Below are 19,158 nucleotides of genomic sequence, written 5' to 3' on the forward strand. Positions count from 1 at the left end.
GCGACGCGGAAATCGCGCGCCGTTGCCGCGCCCCGCAGTGCCCGCTTCCCCCGAGAACAATTATCAGTGCAGGTAGATGCCTTGCACTTTTTGCGAAAAGCCGGCGTGGTTGGAATTTCTCATTTCATCGTAGTAAACCGGCATAGTTTCGTATTTCCAGCAGTTCCAAATTCGTCAATACGTCGGCGTTTGCAAAAAGCCCGACCTCCGTGGGAGATCGGGCTTTCAAGGCTTAGTTAAACCAAGTCTGTACGGTCAAATGACTCGCAGATTACATCTGCTCGGGCGCGGAAACGCCAACAAGGGTGAGCACCAGGGCGAGCGTCACGCGGACGGCGTCGCAAGCGGCCAGACGGGCACGCGAAAGCTCGGGGTCGACGGGACGGCCCTCGCTCGGCAGAACCTGGCAGGCAGCGTAGAAGCTGTGGAAGTCGCCGGCGAGTTCCTCAGCAAAGTGCGTCAGACGGAACGGGGCGCGGTCGCGAGCGCAGCTGGCGATGAGGTCGGTGAGCTCGTTGAGCTTACGCGAAAGGGCGAGCTCGGTCGGGTCGGTCAGCAGCGAGTAATCGACGTTCTCACCGATGGCCTTGGCGGCGACGGCCTTCATGCCCATCTCGTCAGCCTGCTCGGGCGTAACGTCAGCGGCACGGCGCAGGATGGAGCACACACGGGCGTGAGCGTACTGCACGTAGTACACCGGGTTGGAGTTGTCGCGTTTCTTAACGGCCTCAATATCGAAGTCGACCATCTGGTTGGAGCTCTTGGAGATGAGCGTGTAGCGAGCGGCATCGGAGCCGACCTCGTCGACGAGCTCCTGCAGGGTCACCATGGTGCCCTTGCGCTTGGACATACGGACGGGCTTGCCGTTGCGCAGCAGGTTGACGAGCTGGCCCAGCAGAACCTCGAACTTGCCGGGATAGCCAAGAGCGTCGCAGACGCAGCGGACGCGCTCGATGTAGCCGTGGTGGTCGGCGCCCCAGATGTCGATGACGTGGTCGACGCGCTGGAACTTATCCCAGTGATAGGCAACGTCGGAGGCGAAGTAGGTGTACTCGCCGTCGGACTTGATCAGGACGCGGTCCTTGTCATCGCCCAGGTCGGTGGAGCGGAACCACAGGGCGCCGTCCTTGGTGTAGAGGTAGCCCATCTTGTCGAGCTTCTCAAAAGCGCGGTCGACGGCGGAGGTGCCGGCGGTCTCGCCCTCGGTGTCCTTCACATACAGCGAGCGCTCGGAGAACCAACGATCGAAGTCGCAGTTAACGGCATGGCAAAGGTCGCGCATGTTGTCGACCATCTTTACATAGCCGCGCTCGCGGAAGCCCTCCATGCGCTCCTGCGGATCGGCGTTGACCCACTTATCGCCGTCGGTGCGCCAGAACTCGGCGGCCTCGTCGATGATGTAGTCGCCGCCGTAGGAGTCCTTGCCCAGGGTCTCGGCAAAGTTATCCTGGTACGGATGGGTCTCGGGATGCTCGTCGTTCTCGTCGGCAACGAAAGCGTCGCGGTCGGCGATCAGCAGCTTGTGAGCCTCGTCGATATCCACGCCCTGCTTGGCGATGATGTCGGCAAGCTGCATATAGCGCGTGCTGATGGAGTTGCCGAAGGTGTTCATCTGAGAGCCGTGGTCGTTGATGTAGAACTCACGCTGGATGTCGTAACCGGCGTGGTCCATAACACGGCAGAGCGAGTCGCCCAGCGCGGCCCAGCGGCCGTGGCCGATGTGCATGGGGCCGACGGGGTTGGCGGAAACGAACTCGACCTGGGTCTTCAGGCCACCACCGACGTTGGACTTAGCGAAGTCCATACCCTTCTCGCGAGCCTCGCCAAAGATGGCATTCTTGACGGCAACGGAGAGGTAGAAGTTGATGAAGCCGGGGCCTGCGATCTCGACCTTCTCGATCGCGGGGTCCTCGGGCATATGGGCAACGATGGCCTCGGCGATCTTGCGCGGGGCGCAGTGGGCCAGCTTGGCGGACTTCAGGGCCATGGTAGAGGTCCACTCGCCATGAGAAGTGTCAGCCGGTCGCTCGATAGCGCAATCGTCAAGTTCAAATGCGGAAAGGTCGCCGGTCTCCTGGGCCGCAGCAAGCGCAGCGCGTACCAGCTCTTCAATCTTCTCGGGCATAGATCCTCCTTGTGTTAAAGCCCCCGAGCTCTTGGTCACTCGTAGGGCAAAAGCCAGAGTTTGTAGCACTCTATCACAAGCGACGGGCACTGTCGCAGGGTAAAGCCAATCGATATTGCATATGCACAAAATTGACTACAGCTTGTATGGAGTCACTCAAAGATGCCGGTCTGCCTGCAGATTATGCAGGCGTTGAAAATGCATAAAGGTGTGAATGAGCTGCGTCTGTTATCGAATACTCTTACCTATCAGAGTTGTGTGCTTTTCCTGCATAAAGTAAGGGTTTGCGCACGTCAGCGTGTTATTCTAGACATACGTAAATTCGTATAAGTTGGAGGTAGCATGTTCTCAATCGGTCAACACGTCATTCATCCGGGCCAGGGAGTCTGCACCGTCGTCGGTTTTAGGGACGACACACCGCAGCCCATGCTGCTGCTCGAGACCAAGCAGGGACATGCGCAGACGATCCTCATGTACCCCGTGGCGCAGGCCGACCGTTTGCACGCCGCCATCTCGCAGCAAGATGCCGAGCACCTGCTGAGCCACTATGACGAGCTGGAGTGCGACACCTTTACCGAGCGCAACAGCTCGCTTGAGGAGACGCACTTTAAGCAGCAGCTCAAGCTGGGCGCGCCCGAGACGGTCCGCGTGGCAAAGACCATGATGTACCGCATTCGCCAGGCCGAGGAAGCTGATAAAAAGCCCAGCTCCTACTACATGCGCGTACTCAAGGAAGCCAAGCGCCGCTCCATCGAGGAGTTCGCCGTGGCCTTGGGCGTCACCGAGGAGGCCGCCGAAGCCCGCCTAGCCCAAGCCGCCCTCAACTAACCCAACCGCGCCAAAACCACCACAAAGGGGACAGACACCTTTGTGGTGGTTTTCTTGTTCTAGTAGTATTCATTCTTATCGATACCCACGAGCACAAGGAGTCTCCTATGGCAGAGCCGCTTACCGCCGGAATCACCCGCGACCGCGCGTTCGAACTGCTCAACGAGCACAACAAGGACCCGTTCCATATCACCCATGGCGAGACGGTCGAGGGCACTATGCGCTACTTTGCGCGCGAGTTCGACCCCGAGAACGAGGAGTTTTGGGGCATCGTCGGTCTGCTGCACGACCTGGATTGGGAGGAGCATGAGGACGACCCCATGAACCACACCATCTATGCTGCCGAGATTCTTAAGGGCGAAGGTGCGTCTCCAGAGCTCATTCGCGCCATCCAGACGCACACGTCCGACTTCAACACCTCGCTGCCCAAGCCCGAGCTGCAGATGGAAAAGATCCTGTTTGCCTGCGATGAGCTCACCGGCCTGATCGGCGCTGCAGTCATCATGCGCCCGAGCAAGAGCGTTATGGACTTTACGACCAAGTCGCTCAAGAAGAAGTTCAAGGACAAGTGCTTTGCCGCCGGCTGCTCGCGCGACGTGATTTCGCAGGGCGCCGAGATGTTGGGCTGGGAGCTCCCCGAGCTCTTTGACCGCACCATCGCGGCCATGCAGTCCTTCGCCCCCGACCGCGATACCTTCCAGGCCTAACCGCCCACGCCACCTAAAACCACCACGAAGGGGACAGGCACCTTTGTGGTGGTTTTCGTTTACGAGGGGTTTAGGGGCGGACCTGGCCGGTGCCGCGGAGCTTGTATTTGTAGGTGGTGAGGGCCTCGGCGGCAAAGGGGCCACGGGCGTGGAGTTTTTGGGTCGAGATGCCGATCTCGGCGCCCAGGCCAAACTCGCCGCCGTCGGTGAAGCGCGTGCTGGCGTTGGCGTACACGGCCGAGGCATCGACCGCATCCAGGAAGCGCTCGCAAGCATCCGTGTCCTCGGCAACGATGGCCTCGGAGTGCATCGTGCCGTAGCGGTTGATGTGTGCGATGGCCTCGTCCTCGCTCGCCACGACCTTCACGCTCATCTCGAGCGCCAGATACTCGCGACCCCAGTCCTCCTCAGTCGCGGCAACGTAGTCATCACCCTCGGCAAGCCCGGCATCGGCGCATGCGGCGCAGGTTGCCTCGTCGCCGTGAATGAGCACGCTGTGGTCATGCAGCACGGTCACGACCGCGGGCAAAAACGCATCGGCCACAGCACGGTCGACCAGCAGCGACTCGGCGGCATTGCACACGCCTACGCGCTGGGTCTTGGCATTAACGATAATGTTGAGCGCCTTATCAAAGTCGGCGGATTCATGCACGTAGATGTGGCAGTTGCCCGTGCCCGTCTCGATCACCGGCACAAGCGACTCGCGCACGCAGCGCTGGATCAGGCCTGCACCTCCGCGCGGAATGAGTACGTCGACAATACCGCGGAGCTTCATGAGCTCGCCGGTGGCCTCGCGGTCGGTGGACTCGATCATCGACACGGCCTCGCGCGGGAAGCCCTTGGCCTCGAGCGCATCGGCCAGCAGCTCGGCGATCATGGCACACGAGTGATAGGCCAGCGAGCCGCCGCGTAGAATGCAGGCGTTGCCGGTACGGATGCAGATGCCTGCGGCGTCGGCCGTCACGTTGGGGCGCGCCTCGTAGACCATGGCGACCAGGCCCAACGGCACGCTCACGCGGGTCAGGTCCACACCGCTCGCAAGCACGCGGTGGTCGAGCACGCGGCCGACGGGATCGGGCAGCTCGGCGAGCTTTTCCAGGCCGGCGGCCATGCCCTCGACGCGCTCAGGCGTCAGCAGCAGACGGTCGAGCAGACCGGCCGAAGTGCCCGCATCGCGTGCGGCGGACATATCGAGCTCGTTAGCGGCGACGATGGAGTCAACACCGTTGCGCAGTGCTGCGGCCATGGCGCGCACGGCCTCCTGACGCTGCTCATCGCTCGCCGTGGCAAGCGAGGCCGACGCTGCCTTGGCGGCAACGGCAAGATCGTGGACATACGTGGCTATATCGACCGACATGGGCGGCCCTTTCTCCTAGAAGTTTGCAACCATGGTAGCCGATTTGCGCATGGCCTCGCCCGCGGCGGTAGAATTGGTCAACCCGAAACACCGCAACGAACGGAAGACTCACATGGCCCTCATCACTTCGTACCACGTCCCCGGCCTTTATGTCGAGGACCACAGCATCGACGTCCCCCTTGACTGGCGCGGCCTGGAGCCGATGCTCCTGGCCGTCGGCAGCACCATGCGCCGCGGCGCTATGCCGGCACCAATCGCCGGCGCGCCCGAGAGCATCAAGCTCTTCTACCGCGTGGTTTGCGCGCCTGACCGCATCAACGACGATCTGCCGCTGCTCCTGTTTTTGCAGGGCGGCCCCGGCGGCGAGAGCCCGCGTCCGCTGTCGCCTACAAGCGACGGCTGGATCGAGGAGGCCGTCAAGCACTTCCGCGTGGTCCTTCCCGACCAGCGCGGCACCGGACGCAGTAGCTGCGTGGACGGACGCACGATCAAGGCACTGGGCGATCGCGCAACGGCCGCCGGCGCCGATACAGCACGCTCGCAGGCCGACTTCCTCAAGCGCCACCTCGCCAGCTCCATCGTGCGCGATTTTGAGTACCTGCGTCTGGTGGGCTTTGGCGGCAAGCCCTGGGTCACGCTCGGCCAGAGCTACGGCGGCTTTTTGACGTTGAGTTATCTGTCGCTCTTCCCCGAGGGCGTGGCGGCGAGCTTTACCTGCGGCGGCATCCCCCACGTGCCGGCGAGCGCCAGCGAGGTCTACGCGCACACCTTCCCGCGCATGGCCGCCAAGACGCAGCAGTATTACGACCGCTACCCCGCCGACGTCGAGCGCGTGGCAGCCCTGGCCGATGCGCTCGAGGCACAGAAGCCCGTGCTGCCCGACGGCTCGCCGATGACGGTCGAGCGCCTACAGCTCATGGGCAGCGACTTTGGCATGAAGCCGAGCTTTGAGCGCATGCATTGGACTATCGATCACGCTTTTGTTACTGACGACGGTACGCTGAGCTGCGGCTCCTCGGTATCCGACAGCTTTTTGATGCGCGCCTTCGAGCGCACCAACACACGCACGAACCCGCTGTACTGGACACTGCAGGAGTTTATCTACGCCGACGGCGACACCATGCCCATTCGCTGGGCCGCAGCAGAGGAGAAGGCCCATCGTGCCGAGTTCGACACACTCGCGCGCCCGCTCATGTTTACCGGCGAGGCCATGTTCCCGTGGATGTTCGAGCAGATGCCCGAGCTCAAGCCCTTCAAGCCCGCCATGGACCTGCTGATGGAAGACACCAGCTGGGACAAGATCTACGACCCGCAGCGACTGGCGTGCAACGAGGTGCCCCTGCAGGCCGCGGTGTATTTCGACGACATGTACGTGGATTCGGGCCTGCAGCTTGATACGCTCAGCCGCGTGGGCAACTCGCATGCCTGGGTGACCAACGAGTTCGAGCACGACGGCCTGCACGGCAGCGTGGTATTCAAGCACCTCTTCGACGAGGCCCTCAACCGCGGAGACCTGCGCCGAATCTTCTAGCAAAGGAGTGTCCCCACCTGCCGGCACAAAAGAAACGTCCCCAGGTGCCGGCACGAGAAAGACAGCGCTGCGGGAAACGATCCGCAGCGCTGTCTTTCTTTATGCAAATACGATCAAGTTATCCCTGTGTATCGCCGGCTTCTCGGCCAGGTTAGCGAGCAGGCGGTTGCTGGCGATCTGGTCCTGGCGGCGACCGGCAGCAAGTTCCAGCACGTCCGAATCGGCCTCGGCGATACCGCGGGCGACAACCATACCGCTCGGGTCGCACACGTCGAGCACATCGCCCTCGGCAAACTGGCCATCGACCTCGCGAATACCCACCGCAAGCAGGGAAGAGCCACGGCTGACCAGCGCCTTCGCAGCACCATCATCGACCGTCACCGAGCCATGCGCCTTGTCGCCCAGTGCGATCCACAGCTTGCGGGGTGCGATGTCCAGACGCTCCGCCGGCGGATCGAACAGCGTGCCCACGCTCTCGCCGCGGGCGAGGCGCACGAGCGCATCGGGCTCCTCGCCCGAGCAAATCACGCTCTGAATGCCCGCCGTCATCAGGATGCGGCTCGCGCGAATCTTGGTAATCATGCCGCCCGTGCCCACCGATGTGGAAGAATCGCCCGCCGAGGCAATAATCTTGGCATCGATCTTATGCACGACAGGAACAAACTCGGCCGTGGGGTCCTCATGCGGATTGGCAGTATAGAGGCCATCGATGTCCGAGAGCGTCACGCACAGATCGGCAGAAACCAGGCAGCTCACAAGCGCCGCCAGTGTGTCGTTGTCGCCGAACTTGATCTCATCGACGGTAACGGTATCGTTCTCGTTGACGACCGGCACCACGCCAAGCTTCACCAGGCGCAGCAGGGCGTCGCGCGCGTGCAGGTAGGACGTACGGCGCGCCGTGTCGTGACGCGTGAGCAGCACGAGCGAGGTGAGCAGGTCGCGCGCATGAAACTCCTCGTCGTAGGCCGACGAGATAATGCACTGGCCGGCCGAAGCGCAGGCCTGCAGGCTCGGCAGGTCGCCGACCGGCTTACGGTCGAAGCCCAGCACGGGATAGCCACAGGCGATAGCGCCCGAGCTCACCACGACCAGACGCCAGCCGAGCTTGCGCAGCGCTGCGGCCTGATCGGCAAGCCCGCCGATAAAGGCGCGGTTGACCTTGCCGTCGGCGCCCACCACCGTGGACGAACCGATCTTTACCACCATCGTTTTATAAGAAGTCGTCATACGTCAAACCAATCGACTGTTCAGCGAACGGGCGAACGGGCGAGCGAGAAAATGATACGTTTTCCTCCGTCGCATGCGGATCATTTTGCCCAGGGGAAAGCCGAGGCCGCGGCCATGTTCTTGCGCACGAGCTCGTCGCGCACCTGAGCCAGGCCCTGCTCCATGCCCACCACATAGGTCTGCGGGTACAGAAAGCGCTTGAAAGCTGCGTCCAGATGATCGAGCGCCCAAGCACAGCGCTCGCGCGCGTCCTGGATGCTCTCACGCGGAGCCACCGCACTGCCATCGCGCACGATCGGCACCAGCAGCTCGCGATACTCAAGTTCGGACACGTCGGTCACCAGGGCGGCATCATTCACGGCCACGAGGGTATTGCCGCGCGCGGCGCCCTCCCCCGCCAGATGGCCCTCGTCGTAAATCATGTCGCAAACCGGGCCGCCAAAACCGTCGTAATAACGACGCACGCGTTGCACGCCCGGGATCGTGCGCTTGTAGGGCTGCTCGGAGAGCTTGACCACCGGCGTCCATGGATCTGCCTCGCTCGCACGGCGGGCGGAAAGCTTGTACACGCCGCCCAGCGCCGGCTGGTCATAGCAGGTCGCAAGCTTGGTACCCACGCCAAAGCTGTCGATGGGCGCGCCCTGGTCGAGCAGCGACTGAATCGTGTACTCATCCAGATCGTTGGAAACCGAGATCCCCACATAGGGCAGGCCCTCGGCATCAAAACGGCCGCGAACATACTTGGAGAGCTTGGCGAGGTCGCCGGAGTCGATGCGAATGGCCGACAGGCGCTCGCCCACCGCTTCCATCTCCTTGGCAACCGTAATGGCATGTTCGCAGCCCTCGCGCACGTCATAGGTGTCGATGAGCAGCGTGCAGTTCTTGGGGCTCGATTTGGCAAAGGCACGGAAGGCCTCGAGCTCGGAATCGAAGCTCATCACCCAGCTGTGCGCATGCGTGCCAAAGACGGGAATACCGTAGCGGCGGCCGGCGAGCACATTGGACGTAGAGGAGCAGCCGGCAACGTAGCTCGCGCGCGCAACGGCCAGGCCGCCATCGGGACCCTGGGCTCGGCGCAGGCCAAACTCCGCCACAGGGCGACCGTCGGCGGCGAGCACCACGCGCGCCGTCTTGGTGGCGACAAGCGTTTGGAACCCGACGATGTTGAGCAGCGCCGTCTCGAGCAGCTGGCACTCGAGCGCAGGACCGGTGACGCGCACCATGGGCTCGCGCGGAAAGACGAGCTCGCCCTCGGGCACGGCGTCGATATTTACATGCGCACGAAAATCGCGCAGGTAGTCGAGGAATGCGGACTTGAACATCGCGCCGCCGGCCGGGGCCTCAAGCGATGCGAGGTAGTCGATATCCTCGGGCGTAAAGCGCAGGTTCTCGACCAGCTCGGGCAACTCGGCGGTGCCGCACATGACGGCATAAGCGCTGCCAAAGGGATGGTCGCGGTAAAACGCGGTAAAACAACCCTGCTCATTGGCCTTGCCGCTCTCCCACAGGCCCTGGGCCATAGTGAGCTCGTACAGATCGGTGAGCATTGCAATGTCGGTGGGATGCGAGATGTCGGTCAAAGCCATGGGGCGACCTTTCGGATGTGTGGTGCAGAATTTGAGGGCTGGACGAGAGCAGAGCATGCGGACATGACGCCCGATGCAAATCGGTTAGAGCAGGCCCATGCTGGTCAGGATCGTGTAGCCCATAAAGATGACAAACGCGATGAGGGCAAGGACAATGATGATTTTTTGAGCCGGCGCCATGCCAGGGATCTCGTTCTCGCCCGTAGGTTCCTTGGAGGTAACCATGCACTGGGCAAAGGTCATCTCGTCACGGCTCGGCTTGGGCTCGACGGACTTAAGACGAGCGGCCTTTTTAGGCTGAGGTTTGGGCGCGGCAGGTGCAGGCTTCGCAGCAGCGGGCTTGGGTGCGGGCGCGGGCTTGCGCTCGGATGCGGCGTTCGAGGCGGCCTCCTCGGCCTTCGCACGCTCGGCACGCAGGGCAGTCAGCTCCTCACGCTCGCGACGGGCCTCTTCCCGAGCCTCGCGGCGGGCCTTCTCAGCGCGGAGCTCTTCCAACTCGGCGCGCTCCTCGTCGGACAATGGTTGGGACTCAAGCTCGGCCATGGTATAGCCCTTTCTTTTAAAAAAAGCCGCCGACACAATGTCAGCGGCTTATCAAATCCAAGGGTGGAGACGAAGGGAGTCGAACCCTCGGCCTCTGCCATGCGACGGCAGCGCTCTCCCAACTGAGCTACGTCCCCAGGACAAGTCGATATTTTACCTACGGCTCGCCAACTGTCAACGCCCAATAACCAGTCTTTTTGGGGCGCGGCTATTTTGACAACTTTTCGAACAGGCGATCCTCTCGATGATTTTTTAATCCCCGTCCCAGAAAAATCATCGGCGAACGTGCTACTTTGCGCTGGTAAGGACGCCGGTGGTGTCGAAGGCCGGGGTGAAGCTCTCATCTACAGCGCCGCCCTCTTGCCAGAACATCGTCGTAAAGCCCAAGTCATCGGCATGGTCGAGCACCTGCTCGTACTCCTCGCGCGTCACGGCACGCGCCAGATCGCCGCCCTGCTCGCGCATGAGGGCATTGGGCGTGTACTGGTTCATGACCGAGATCGGCACGTCGCCCACCGTCTGCCACACCAGGTCCAGAACGCGGCACGAATCGTCCGCATGCCCCGGCAGCACCAGGTGGCGCACGATGATGCCGCGCTTCATGAGCCCGTCCTCGTCCACCAGCTCTCCCCCGCGGCGCTCGATCTCGCACGCCATCTGTGCCAGGCCCGACACGGCCACGCGCGGGTAATCCTTAATATGAGAAAGCGACTGCGCAAGCCCAGCATCGGCATATTTAAAGTCGGTGAGCCACACATCGACCAGGTCGCCCAGCGCCGCCACGGCACTCGCGCGCTCGTAACCACTCGTGTTGTAGACAATCGGGATGTCCAGCCCGCGCTCCCGCGCTGCGACAATCGCGGCAGGCAATAGGTGCGCATAGTGCGTCGCCGTCACCAAATTGATGTTGTTGGCACCCTGGTCCTGCAGTTCCAGCATAATCTCGACCAGGCGCTCAGGCGAAATCTCAAGCCCAAAATTGCCGGTCGAGATCTCGTGATTCTGGCAGTAGATACATTTAAGCGAGCAGCCGCTAAAGAAGATCGTGCCCGAACCGGCTTCGCCCGAGATAGGCGGCTCCTCCCACATATGAAGCGCCGCGCGAGCGACCTTAAGCGTGTCGTCGGCACCGCATACGCCACGCGCACCCTCATCACGCGCCGCACCGCAACGGCGCGGACACAAATGGCAGGCGGGCGAAAAAAGTTCGGTCAACGACGTCGGCATAAAAACATGCTCCAAAACAACGATTCAGCAGCTCAAACATTAAGGCCCGGACCGCGCAGACGGCTCCAAGCCTAAGGCGCCGTAATCGTCCGACACGATTTTTGTAATGTCAAGACTGGAATCGATAAAGTGCCGCTTTATGATGTAGGTATTCCGCCCCCCGCGGAGCAACTGGGTGAACCGTCGCGTTTATTTAGGGAGCCCACACAGTCGTACCTAGTACAGGTATCCTTCGTTGTTAAGGACGCTGGAACAGTCGATGAGGGCACCCACCTGTTTTAGGTGGGTTCATTTTCGTAACGTGGGGGGTGGTTTTCTTTTGCCGAAAATCACCATTACAGTCCATATGAATCCCCGCCGGCATCCCGACAAGCTATCGACAACATCCCAATATCTGGTAAGCGCGTGATTATCGCTGCGTGCAATTCCATGCACCCCCCTTGGTCGAGTATTATGGTTCGGCTATGCCCTTTGCGCATGGCGTTCTTCTGACCTTTTCCTTCGACGCTTGGCGGTTTTTAGATTCATGGCTTCATCCCCGAGCTACATACCGTACCTATGCGTGGCAGCGGCGGCCTTTATCACGACCTTCCTCGCGGTGCCCCTGGTCAAGCGCTTGGCAATTAAGCTCGATGCCGTCGACTATCCTTCTAAGCGCCGCATCAACACCAAGCCCATCCCACGTTTGGGCGGAGCGGCGGTGTTTTTGGGCCTGGTCGTTGCCTGCATTGTGCAAATCCTAGGCACCTGGTACCTAGGCTGGCCACCCGTCCTGGTGCCGCACCCGCGCCTTCACATTAGCTATCCCATGCTGGCGCTCTCCTTTACCGTCATCTTTGCGACCGGCGCTATCGACGACGTCTTCCAGCTCACGCCCAAGCAAAAGCTGGCCGGACAAGTCCTCGCCGCGCTTATCGCCTGTATCGGCGGCCTAAAAATCGGCGTCATCGTCAACCCGTTTGCCCCCGGCGAGATCATGCTCGGATGGCTCGCCTACCCCATCACCGTGATCTATCTGGTGGCATTCACCAACATCATTAACCTCATCGACGGCCTCGACGGCTTGGCCACGGGCATCTGCGGCATCGCGTCATTCACCATGTTCTCAATGGCCGTGCTCTCGGGCCGCATCGACGCCGCCGCGCTCTCTATTGCGCTCTTTGGCGCCTGTCTAGCCTTTTTGCACTACAACTTCAACCCCGCAAGCATCTTCTTGGGCGACTCGGGGTCGCTGCTGCTGGGCTTTGCGCTGGGCTCCATCTCGCTGCTCAACGTGAGCCGCACCGCCGCACTCACCTCGCTTATCATCCCGCTCATCGTTGCCGGCGTGCCTATCATCGACACGTTTAGCGCCATCGTGCGCCGCAAGCGCGCCCACATTAGCATCGGGCAGGCCGACAAGGGCCACATCCACCACCGCCTGATCCAAGAAGGCTACAACCAAAAACAGGCTGTGCTGCTCATCTATGCCTGGTGCATTATGCTTTCGGCCGGCGCCGCCGCCATCAATCAGGTCGAGGTGCCCATGCGCGTGCTCATCTTTACCGTGCTTGCCATTGGCTCGGCGGCCTTTGCCAAGCACCTGCACCTGTTTGAACCCGTGCTGCGCCACCATTACAACAAGCGCACGCACGAGGACGAACTGGTCACCCCCGACGACCCCGCCTTTAAGCAGGAGGAGCAGGCAGCTGAGGAACGTAAGGAAGAGCGCCACCACAAGCTCTAGGGCAAGCTGCCGAGGATGTGCCAAGGCACCGTTGGCCAAGCGCGGCCGCGCCGTGCCCATCGCACAAGCCACCCCTCTCCCGCCCCTCGCCTACTTACGCCCCGCCCCTCCAATAAACGCGTTATCATCTTGACCCATGAACATACGTTAGGAGCAATCATGCCAAACGAGAACAGCTACGAAGTCGCGCTGCAAAAGAGCAACGCCATTCGCGAGGGCCTGGCCAAGACGCCCGAGAAGTTCACCATGCTTACCGGCGACCGCCCCACCGGCCGTCTGCACCTGGGTCACTACTTTGGCACCCTCAAGGGCCGCGTGGAGCTGCAGAACATGGGCGCCAGGACCAACGTACTCATCGCCGACTACCAGGTCATCACCGACCGCGACACCACCGAGCACATCCAGGACAACGTGTACAACATGGTCATGGACTACCTTGCCTGCGGTATCGACCCCGACAAGACCATGATCTACGCGCACTCCGCCGTGCCCGCCGCCAACCAGCTCATGCTGCCGTTCCTGTCGCTGGTGTCCGAGGCCGAGCTGGCGCGCAACCCCACGGTCAAGGCCGAGATGGAGGCCTCGGGCCACGAGCTCACCGGCCTTCTGCTCACCTACCCGGTGCACCAGGCCTGCGACATCCTGTTCTGCAAGGGCAATGTGGTGCCCGTCGGCCGCGACCAGCTGCCGCACATCGAGCTCACCCGTACCATCGCCCGCCGCTTTAACAACCGCTACGGCAAGGTATTTCCCGAGGTCGAGGCGCTGCTGTCCGAGACCCCGCTGCTGCCCGGCCTTGACGGTCGCAAGATGAGCAAGAGCTACGGCAACGCCATCAATATTTCGATGACCGCCGAGGAAACGGCCAAGCGCATCAAGAAGAGCCAGACCGACTCCGAGCGCATGATCACGTTCGACCCCGAGAACCGCCCCGGTGTGTCCGGCCTGCTTTCGACGGCTGCAATCTGCACCGGTCGCTCCGAGGTCGAGATTGCCGAGGAGATTGGCATGGGCGGCTCCGGCCAGCTCAAGAAGTACGTGACCGAGGCCGTCAACGAGTACTTCGCACCTATCCGCGAGCGTCGCCAGCGCTACGAGAACGATCTGGACTATGTGAAGGACGTCCTGCATGAGGGCAACCGTCGCGCCAACGAGATCGCCGAGCAGACCCTGGCCGAGGTTCAGGACGCCATGGGTATGGTGTACTAGGCCGATCTGCTGACTTGAGCTTTCGATTGCTATAGGGCGGGCGCTACGGCGTCCGCCTTTTTTGGAGCGGACCGCTTCGGCTCCGTCCATCGCACTCCCCCGACAAACAGGAACAGGCCCGCTGGCAGTTAGTTGCCAGCGGGCCTGTTCCCGAAGTACACCGTTGAATCGCACAGAGGGGAGGAATGCGAATCAAACTCAACAGGGCAGGCTTTTTCATCGCCTATTGCCTGCTCCGTTGCTGAAACCAATATAGTTCACCGTGGTTTACTTTGCAGCATCAATATCCGCCGCCATAGCTTCTCCATAAGTTAGCCCAAGTAAACTAAACCACCACAAAGGGGGCAGGCACCTTTGTGGTGGTTTTGGCCACGGCAGAGCGCTAGAGCCCTGCTGGCCAGCGACAGGCGGGCAAGTCGACGTGCATGTCGTCCTTAAACGCCACACCCTCCCCTAGCAAAAGCTCACGTTGAGCATCGGGACCGCCAAAAGCGAAGCCCTCGCATATGTGCCCGTCGGCAAACACCACGCGGTGACAGGGAATCTCGCCGGGACGCGGATTACTATGCAGGGCATACCCCACGTACCGCGCACTTCGTGGACGACCGGCAAGCAGCGCCACCTGACCATACGTGGCGACCATCCCCTCGGGGATCTGCTCGACCACCTCGTACACCCGTTCAAAAAAGCCCTCAGACGCCATTGCTCGCTCCCTTCCACCCGGAAAAGCATAAACCACCACAAAGGTGCCTGTCCCCTTTGTGGTGGTTTATGGCAGATCGGTTAGTTGGCGGGCTGGAAGAAGGCTACGGCGACGGCGCCGGGGCCTACGTGGGTGCCGATGGTGGCGCCGATGGTGTGAACGGGCAACTCGCCTTCGGTGTGGCCAGCCCAAAGTGCCGCGCTGTCCTCGATATACTTCTTGAGCACCGCATCCGAAAGGCCCGTATAGCCGAGCGCCAGCGGCATGGAAAAGTCGATGCCGCCCGCTTTTTCGACCTTCTGATTGAGCAGATTGCGGCCGTTCTTGGAACCGCGCGCCTTACCCAGCTGCACGATCAGACCGTCCTCGACAGCCACCACGGGCTTTACGTTGAGCAGCGTGCCCACGGCGCCGGCCGCAGCAGACAGACGACCGCCGCGCACCAGGTACTCCAGCGTCTCGAGCAGGCCGATAACCACCACACGGTCGCGCACGGCCTCGACGGCCGCCGCGATCTGAGCTGCACTACGACCCTCATCCACCAGGCGCAGGGCATACTCGACCATGACACGCTCGCCCAGAGTGACGTTATTGCTATCCACCACGTAAACGTCGCCGCCTGGCGCCTCGGCAAGTGCGGTACGGGCACTCTGATTGGTGCCTGATAGCTTAGCGCCCACGGTAATAATCACGGCCTCATCGCCGGCTTCACGAACCTTGGCAATCGCCTGCGAAAACGCGTACGGGTTGACCTGGCCGGTCTTGGGCAGCTCATCGCGCTCCACGAGCATCTCGTAAAAGCGCTGGTGATCGATGTCGATGCCATCCATGTACACATCGGTGCCAAAGGTGACGGACAGCGGCAAAACGGCCAGTGCTGGGTGCTCGACCGGCGACATATCGCTTGCGGAATCGGTAATAATGCGGACGGACATAGCGAATCCTTTCTTGCGCAGGTCCCGCGCAGGGAATTTTGACAGCAAGGCCCCGGCACGGTATACGCGCTCAAACAGGACTATGCAGTTGTTAATTGGAAGCAAAAGCCTTGGCGGCCCTACAGCTCGCGCAGGGTGTTGAGAATCGTGCGCAGCGACGCATACATCTGCTCGCGCTGCTCCACACCCATAGCCTTACCGGTGGTATCGAGCACGTCGCGAATGATGCGGTCCGCTTCGCTCATGCTCTCGCCGCCCAGAGCGGTCAGGCGCACCGGAGCACGATACTTAACGGCGGCATCGCCCGAATCGTCGACCTCGACGTAGCCGCCCTCCTCCAGATGCGCGAGCGTACGCGAGACGGCGGCGCGGGTCACGCCTGCCATGCGAGCCAGGTCAGCGCCAGTCAGGCCGTCCTTGCTGCGCTCAAGATAGTAAAGGCACATAACGTCGGAGCCCTTGAGGCCCAGCCTTGCGCCCTCGGATGTCTTAATGCGCTGAATCTCCTTGTAGAGCCCGCTGATCAGTCCGACAAAGTCCTCGAAACGTGTCTCGTCGTTCTGCTGCATGGGAGACGACCGCCTTTCGCTTGCATAATGCTTACGGGTAAACATCTTAGTCGCATAAGGCGACACCCGTACCCAAATACCCCATTTGTTAACCCATCAACATAAAAACCACCACAAAGGGGACAGGCACCTTTGTGGTGGTTTTGACCGGCGAACATGATCCGCAGGCGTCGCTACAGCTCCACGCAGGGATTGTCGCGGGTCACAAGCGTCTTAACGACAACCGTCGCTCCCAGATAGCGCTCGAGCAGCTCGGCTAAGCGATCAATCGCGGCCTGGCAATCCCCCATCCGCTCGGGCTCCACGCACTCAATCGCCAGGAACGCATCGGCCGAATCATCGGACAGCGCCGTGCGAACGCCGTCGCGCCAGTTCCAGCAGCGGCACACAGCGCCCGCATCGTCGATGTAGGCGAGCTCGCCGGGCAGCGTCGGATCGTCCGCCTCCTCGCCAAGCGGCAAGAACGTATCGCCACCGTCGGTCACCTTCAAGCGAAGGTCTCCCTCGATCGCATGCAGATCCTCGCCTCCCACGGGCAGCGCGTAGGTCAGCGACACCGTGTTGTAAATATCCACCGCGGGCGTAATGTGGCCCACCGGCTTGCCTTTGAGCACGCGTTTGAGCAAGTTCTCGATCGAGCAGCGCGCGCCTTTCTTGGTCTTGAACAGACGATAGGCCTCGCGCCATGCCTTGACCGGTGCGTTCTCGCTGATGGTATCGCTTGTCAGGTGACGCTCCGCATCGATATTGGCGCGATTGAGCAACGTGGCGATCGCATCCACGTCCTCCTGGGGAATCTGGGCCGCGGGCTTCATGCCCTTTACGACCACGACGCCGACCGCCGCCTGCGGAAACAGCTCCCAAAACGAATCCTCGGCAACGAAACTCTTCATATGCTCTCCCTTCATAGCGTACGCCCGAGCGAGGGCGCCTAAACAAAAAGCGCCCTCACGACGGCCACCTTCAAAGTCCTACGGTGCCGTCACAAGAACGCTTGCGCTGTCCCCATCCGGAGAAGGGGACGATATGTCAGGCGTATTGTAACCCGAGTCATCCACGCGAGCAAAACCACCATAAAGGTGCCCCCTTTATGGTGGTTTTGAGTCTGAGGCGACGCTAGTGGCGGAGCCCCAGCAGGCCGCGGCCGCGATGACGGGCCTCGGCGGACACCTGGGCGTGCGGGCCGGCGGCTTTGACGGACTCGGGCAGGTGCGAGTACTTCTTCTCGAAGTTCTCCTCGAACATCACCGCCAGGTTGTGCGCGGCCTCGTCGTAGCGCGCGGTGCTCTGCCAGTATTGGCGCGGCACCAGGATGCCATCGGGCACGCCGTGGCACGTCGTGGGAATGTCAACGTTAAAGATGTCGTCGTGCACGAACTCGCTGTCCTCGATGGTGCCGTCGAGGGCGCGCGCGACCAGCGAGCGCGTGTAGGCCAGCTCGATGCGATGACCCACGCCGTAGCCGCCGCCAATCCAGCCGGTGTTGACCAGGTACACGCGCGTGCGGCCGTCGGCAATGCGCTCGCCAAGCATCTTGGCGTAAACCATGGGGTCGAGCGGCATAAACGGCTCGCCGAACAGCGAAGAGAACGTGGGCGTGGGCTCGGTGACGCCGACCTCGGTGCCGGGAATCTTAGCCGTAAAGCCCGTCACAAAGTGGTACATAGCGGCATCGGCCGTCAGGCGTGAGATGGGCGGCAGCACGCCAAAAGCGTCGCAAGTCAGGAACAGCACGACACTCGGAGTGGTGCCCATGCCCTTAGTCCACGCGTTAGGAATGTGCTCCACGGGATAGGCCACGCGCGTGTTGTGCGTGATCGAGATGTCATCGTAGTTGGGCTTGCGGTTCTCGTCGAGCACCACGTTTTCGCAGATCGCGCCAAAGCGGACAGCGTTGAAGATCTCGGGCTCGTGGAAGGCGTCCAGGCCCTCGCATTTGGCGTAGCAGCCGCCCTCGATGTTGAAGATGCCCATGTCGGACCAACCGTGCTCGTCGTCGCCGATCAGCAGGCGCGTGGGATTGGCCGAAAGCGTGGTCTTGCCGGTGCCGGACAGGCCAAAGAACACGGCGGTCTCGTGCGTGACGGGATCCATGCTGGCCGAGCAGTGCATGGGCAGCACGTCGTCCTCGACGGGCAGCAGATAGTTCATGACGCTAAAGATCGACTTTTTAATCTCGCCGGAGTAGCCGGTGCCGGCGACCAGAATCACGCGTTCCTGGAAGTTGATGACCACCGCAGCGCTGGAGTTGAGGCCCTTGATGGCGGGGTCGCACTGGTAACCGGGCGCTGCGAGCACGCAGAAGTCGGGCTCGCCGGTGCGCGCGATTTCGCGGGCAAGCGGTCGGGCGAGCATCTGCTTGATAAAGAGTGCCTGGCTGGCACGCTCGCAGGCAACGAGCAGTCGACGTGTGTGGTTGCGGTCGGCGCCTGCCATGCCGCGGGTGACGAACACGTCGCGCTCGTTGAGATAGTCGACGATGCCGGCCTTGATGGCCTCATAGCTCTCGACGGACAGCGGGCAGTTGACCGCGCCCCAGGCAATCTTGTCGTGAACATCGGGGGTGTCAACGATAAAGCGATCGTTGGGTGAACGGCCGGTGCGCTCCCCCGTCTCAATCACCAGCGCGCCGTTGGATGCCATGCGGCCTTCTTCGCGGCGGATAGCGTGCTCGACGAGCTCCGCGGCGGGTAGATCGACCAGCAGACGGGGTTGATTCTCGGCGGGATCTTCGACCAGCGTAATACCAAAGTTGGACAAAACTTCTGCAGGGGTAACACCAGGCATGGGGCCTCCTTTAAAAACGCGACACATGGACGCGGCGCGCACTTTACTCACGTAAAGCACGTTGTACCCGATATGCAAAAACGTTTTTGCGGCAAGGG

The 19,158-nt window shown here is 61.7% G+C and carries 16 protein-coding genes and 1 tRNA gene; 5 read left to right on the top strand and 12 right to left on the bottom strand.

Annotated elements, in window-relative coordinates; genetic code table 11:
* Window positions 1–271: 271 nt before the first annotated feature.
* On the bottom strand, window positions 272–2,125 hold the full coding sequence (gene argS / locus ABHR75_RS04310; RefSeq protein ID WP_346963739.1) for an arginine--tRNA ligase: 1,854 nt from the start codon (window positions 2,123–2,125) through the stop codon (window positions 272–274).
* A gap of 342 nt (window positions 2,126–2,467) precedes the next feature.
* Here argS and ABHR75_RS04315 point away from each other — a divergent pair, with 342 nt between their 5' ends.
* Complete coding sequence (locus tag ABHR75_RS04315; protein WP_138112805.1) at window positions 2,468–2,953, top strand: CarD family transcriptional regulator; 486 nt, start codon at window positions 2,468–2,470, stop codon at window positions 2,951–2,953.
* A gap of 107 nt (window positions 2,954–3,060) precedes the next feature.
* Window positions 3,061–3,660, top strand: a complete 600-nt coding sequence (locus ABHR75_RS04320; protein ID WP_138112807.1) for an HD domain-containing protein — start codon at window positions 3,061–3,063, stop codon at window positions 3,658–3,660.
* Window positions 3,661–3,730: 70 nt separating this feature from the next.
* Here the strand turns inward: ABHR75_RS04320 and ABHR75_RS04325 are convergent, their stop codons facing one another.
* Window positions 3,731–5,017, bottom strand: a complete 1,287-nt coding sequence (locus ABHR75_RS04325) for a glutamate-5-semialdehyde dehydrogenase (protein ID WP_138112809.1) — start codon at window positions 5,015–5,017, stop codon at window positions 3,731–3,733.
* A 112-nt stretch (window positions 5,018–5,129) separates the two neighbouring features.
* Here ABHR75_RS04325 and ABHR75_RS04330 point away from each other — a divergent pair, with 112 nt between their 5' ends.
* Entirely contained in the window at window positions 5,130–6,548 is a 1,419-nt protein-coding gene (locus ABHR75_RS04330; protein ID WP_138112811.1) for an alpha/beta fold hydrolase, read from the top strand.
* 99 nt (window positions 6,549–6,647) lie between these two features.
* Here the strand turns inward: ABHR75_RS04330 and proB are convergent, their stop codons facing one another.
* From proB to ABHR75_RS04355, 5 genes are all read right to left on the bottom strand, one after another.
* A complete protein-coding gene (gene proB / locus ABHR75_RS04335) occupies window positions 6,648–7,775 on the bottom strand; it encodes a glutamate 5-kinase (protein WP_138112813.1) in 1,128 nt (375 codons plus the stop codon).
* Between the two features lie 80 nt (window positions 7,776–7,855).
* A complete protein-coding gene (locus ABHR75_RS04340; RefSeq protein WP_138112815.1) occupies window positions 7,856–9,361 on the bottom strand; it encodes a nicotinate phosphoribosyltransferase in 1,506 nt (501 codons plus the stop codon).
* Window positions 9,362–9,445: 84 nt separating this feature from the next.
* Window positions 9,446–9,904 (bottom strand): hypothetical protein, encoded by a 459-nt coding sequence (locus ABHR75_RS04345; protein ID WP_346963740.1) that lies wholly within the window; start codon window positions 9,902–9,904, stop codon window positions 9,446–9,448.
* Window positions 9,905–9,968: 64 nt separating this feature from the next.
* Window positions 9,969–10,041 (bottom strand) — tRNA-Ala (locus ABHR75_RS04350).
* 151 nt (window positions 10,042–10,192) lie between these two features.
* Window positions 10,193–11,131 carry a radical SAM protein gene (locus tag ABHR75_RS04355; RefSeq protein WP_138112819.1) on the bottom strand — a complete coding sequence of 313 codons (939 nt, stop codon included), beginning with the start codon at window positions 11,129–11,131 and terminating at the stop codon, window positions 10,193–10,195.
* Between the two features lie 526 nt (window positions 11,132–11,657).
* Here ABHR75_RS04355 and ABHR75_RS04360 point away from each other — a divergent pair.
* On the top strand, window positions 11,658–12,857 hold the full coding sequence (locus ABHR75_RS04360; RefSeq protein ID WP_138112821.1) for an MraY family glycosyltransferase: 1,200 nt from the start codon (window positions 11,658–11,660) through the stop codon (window positions 12,855–12,857).
* Window positions 12,858–13,016: 159 nt separating this feature from the next.
* Window positions 13,017–14,066 (top strand): tryptophan--tRNA ligase, encoded by a 1,050-nt coding sequence (gene trpS / locus ABHR75_RS04365; protein ID WP_138112823.1) that lies wholly within the window; start codon window positions 13,017–13,019, stop codon window positions 14,064–14,066.
* Window positions 14,067–14,448: 382 nt separating this feature from the next.
* On the opposite strand, the gene ABHR75_RS04370 is transcribed toward trpS, so the two are convergent.
* The 5 genes from ABHR75_RS04370 to pckA form a co-directional block, all read right to left on the bottom strand.
* A complete protein-coding gene (locus ABHR75_RS04370; RefSeq protein WP_117770205.1) occupies window positions 14,449–14,769 on the bottom strand; it encodes an MGMT family protein in 321 nt (106 codons plus the stop codon).
* Window positions 14,770–14,849: 80 nt separating this feature from the next.
* Window positions 14,850–15,704, bottom strand: a complete 855-nt coding sequence (locus ABHR75_RS04375; protein ID WP_117848665.1) for a DegV family protein — start codon at window positions 15,702–15,704, stop codon at window positions 14,850–14,852.
* 119 nt (window positions 15,705–15,823) lie between these two features.
* The gene (locus ABHR75_RS04380; protein WP_138112825.1) at window positions 15,824–16,273 is read right to left on the bottom strand and encodes a MarR family winged helix-turn-helix transcriptional regulator; all 450 of its coding nucleotides are present in this window, start codon (window positions 16,271–16,273) and stop codon (window positions 15,824–15,826) included.
* A 173-nt stretch (window positions 16,274–16,446) separates the two neighbouring features.
* Entirely contained in the window at window positions 16,447–17,166 is a 720-nt protein-coding gene (locus ABHR75_RS04385; RefSeq protein WP_271761776.1) for a B3/B4 domain-containing protein, read from the bottom strand.
* A gap of 223 nt (window positions 17,167–17,389) precedes the next feature.
* Complete coding sequence (gene pckA / locus ABHR75_RS04390; RefSeq protein ID WP_175406055.1) at window positions 17,390–19,060, bottom strand: phosphoenolpyruvate carboxykinase (ATP); 1,671 nt, start codon at window positions 19,058–19,060, stop codon at window positions 17,390–17,392.
* Window positions 19,061–19,158 lie beyond the last annotated feature (98 nt).

Source organism: Collinsella aerofaciens (assembly GCF_039752955.1).
Classification (GTDB): Bacteria; Actinomycetota; Coriobacteriia; order Coriobacteriales; family Coriobacteriaceae; genus Collinsella; species Collinsella aerofaciens_BI.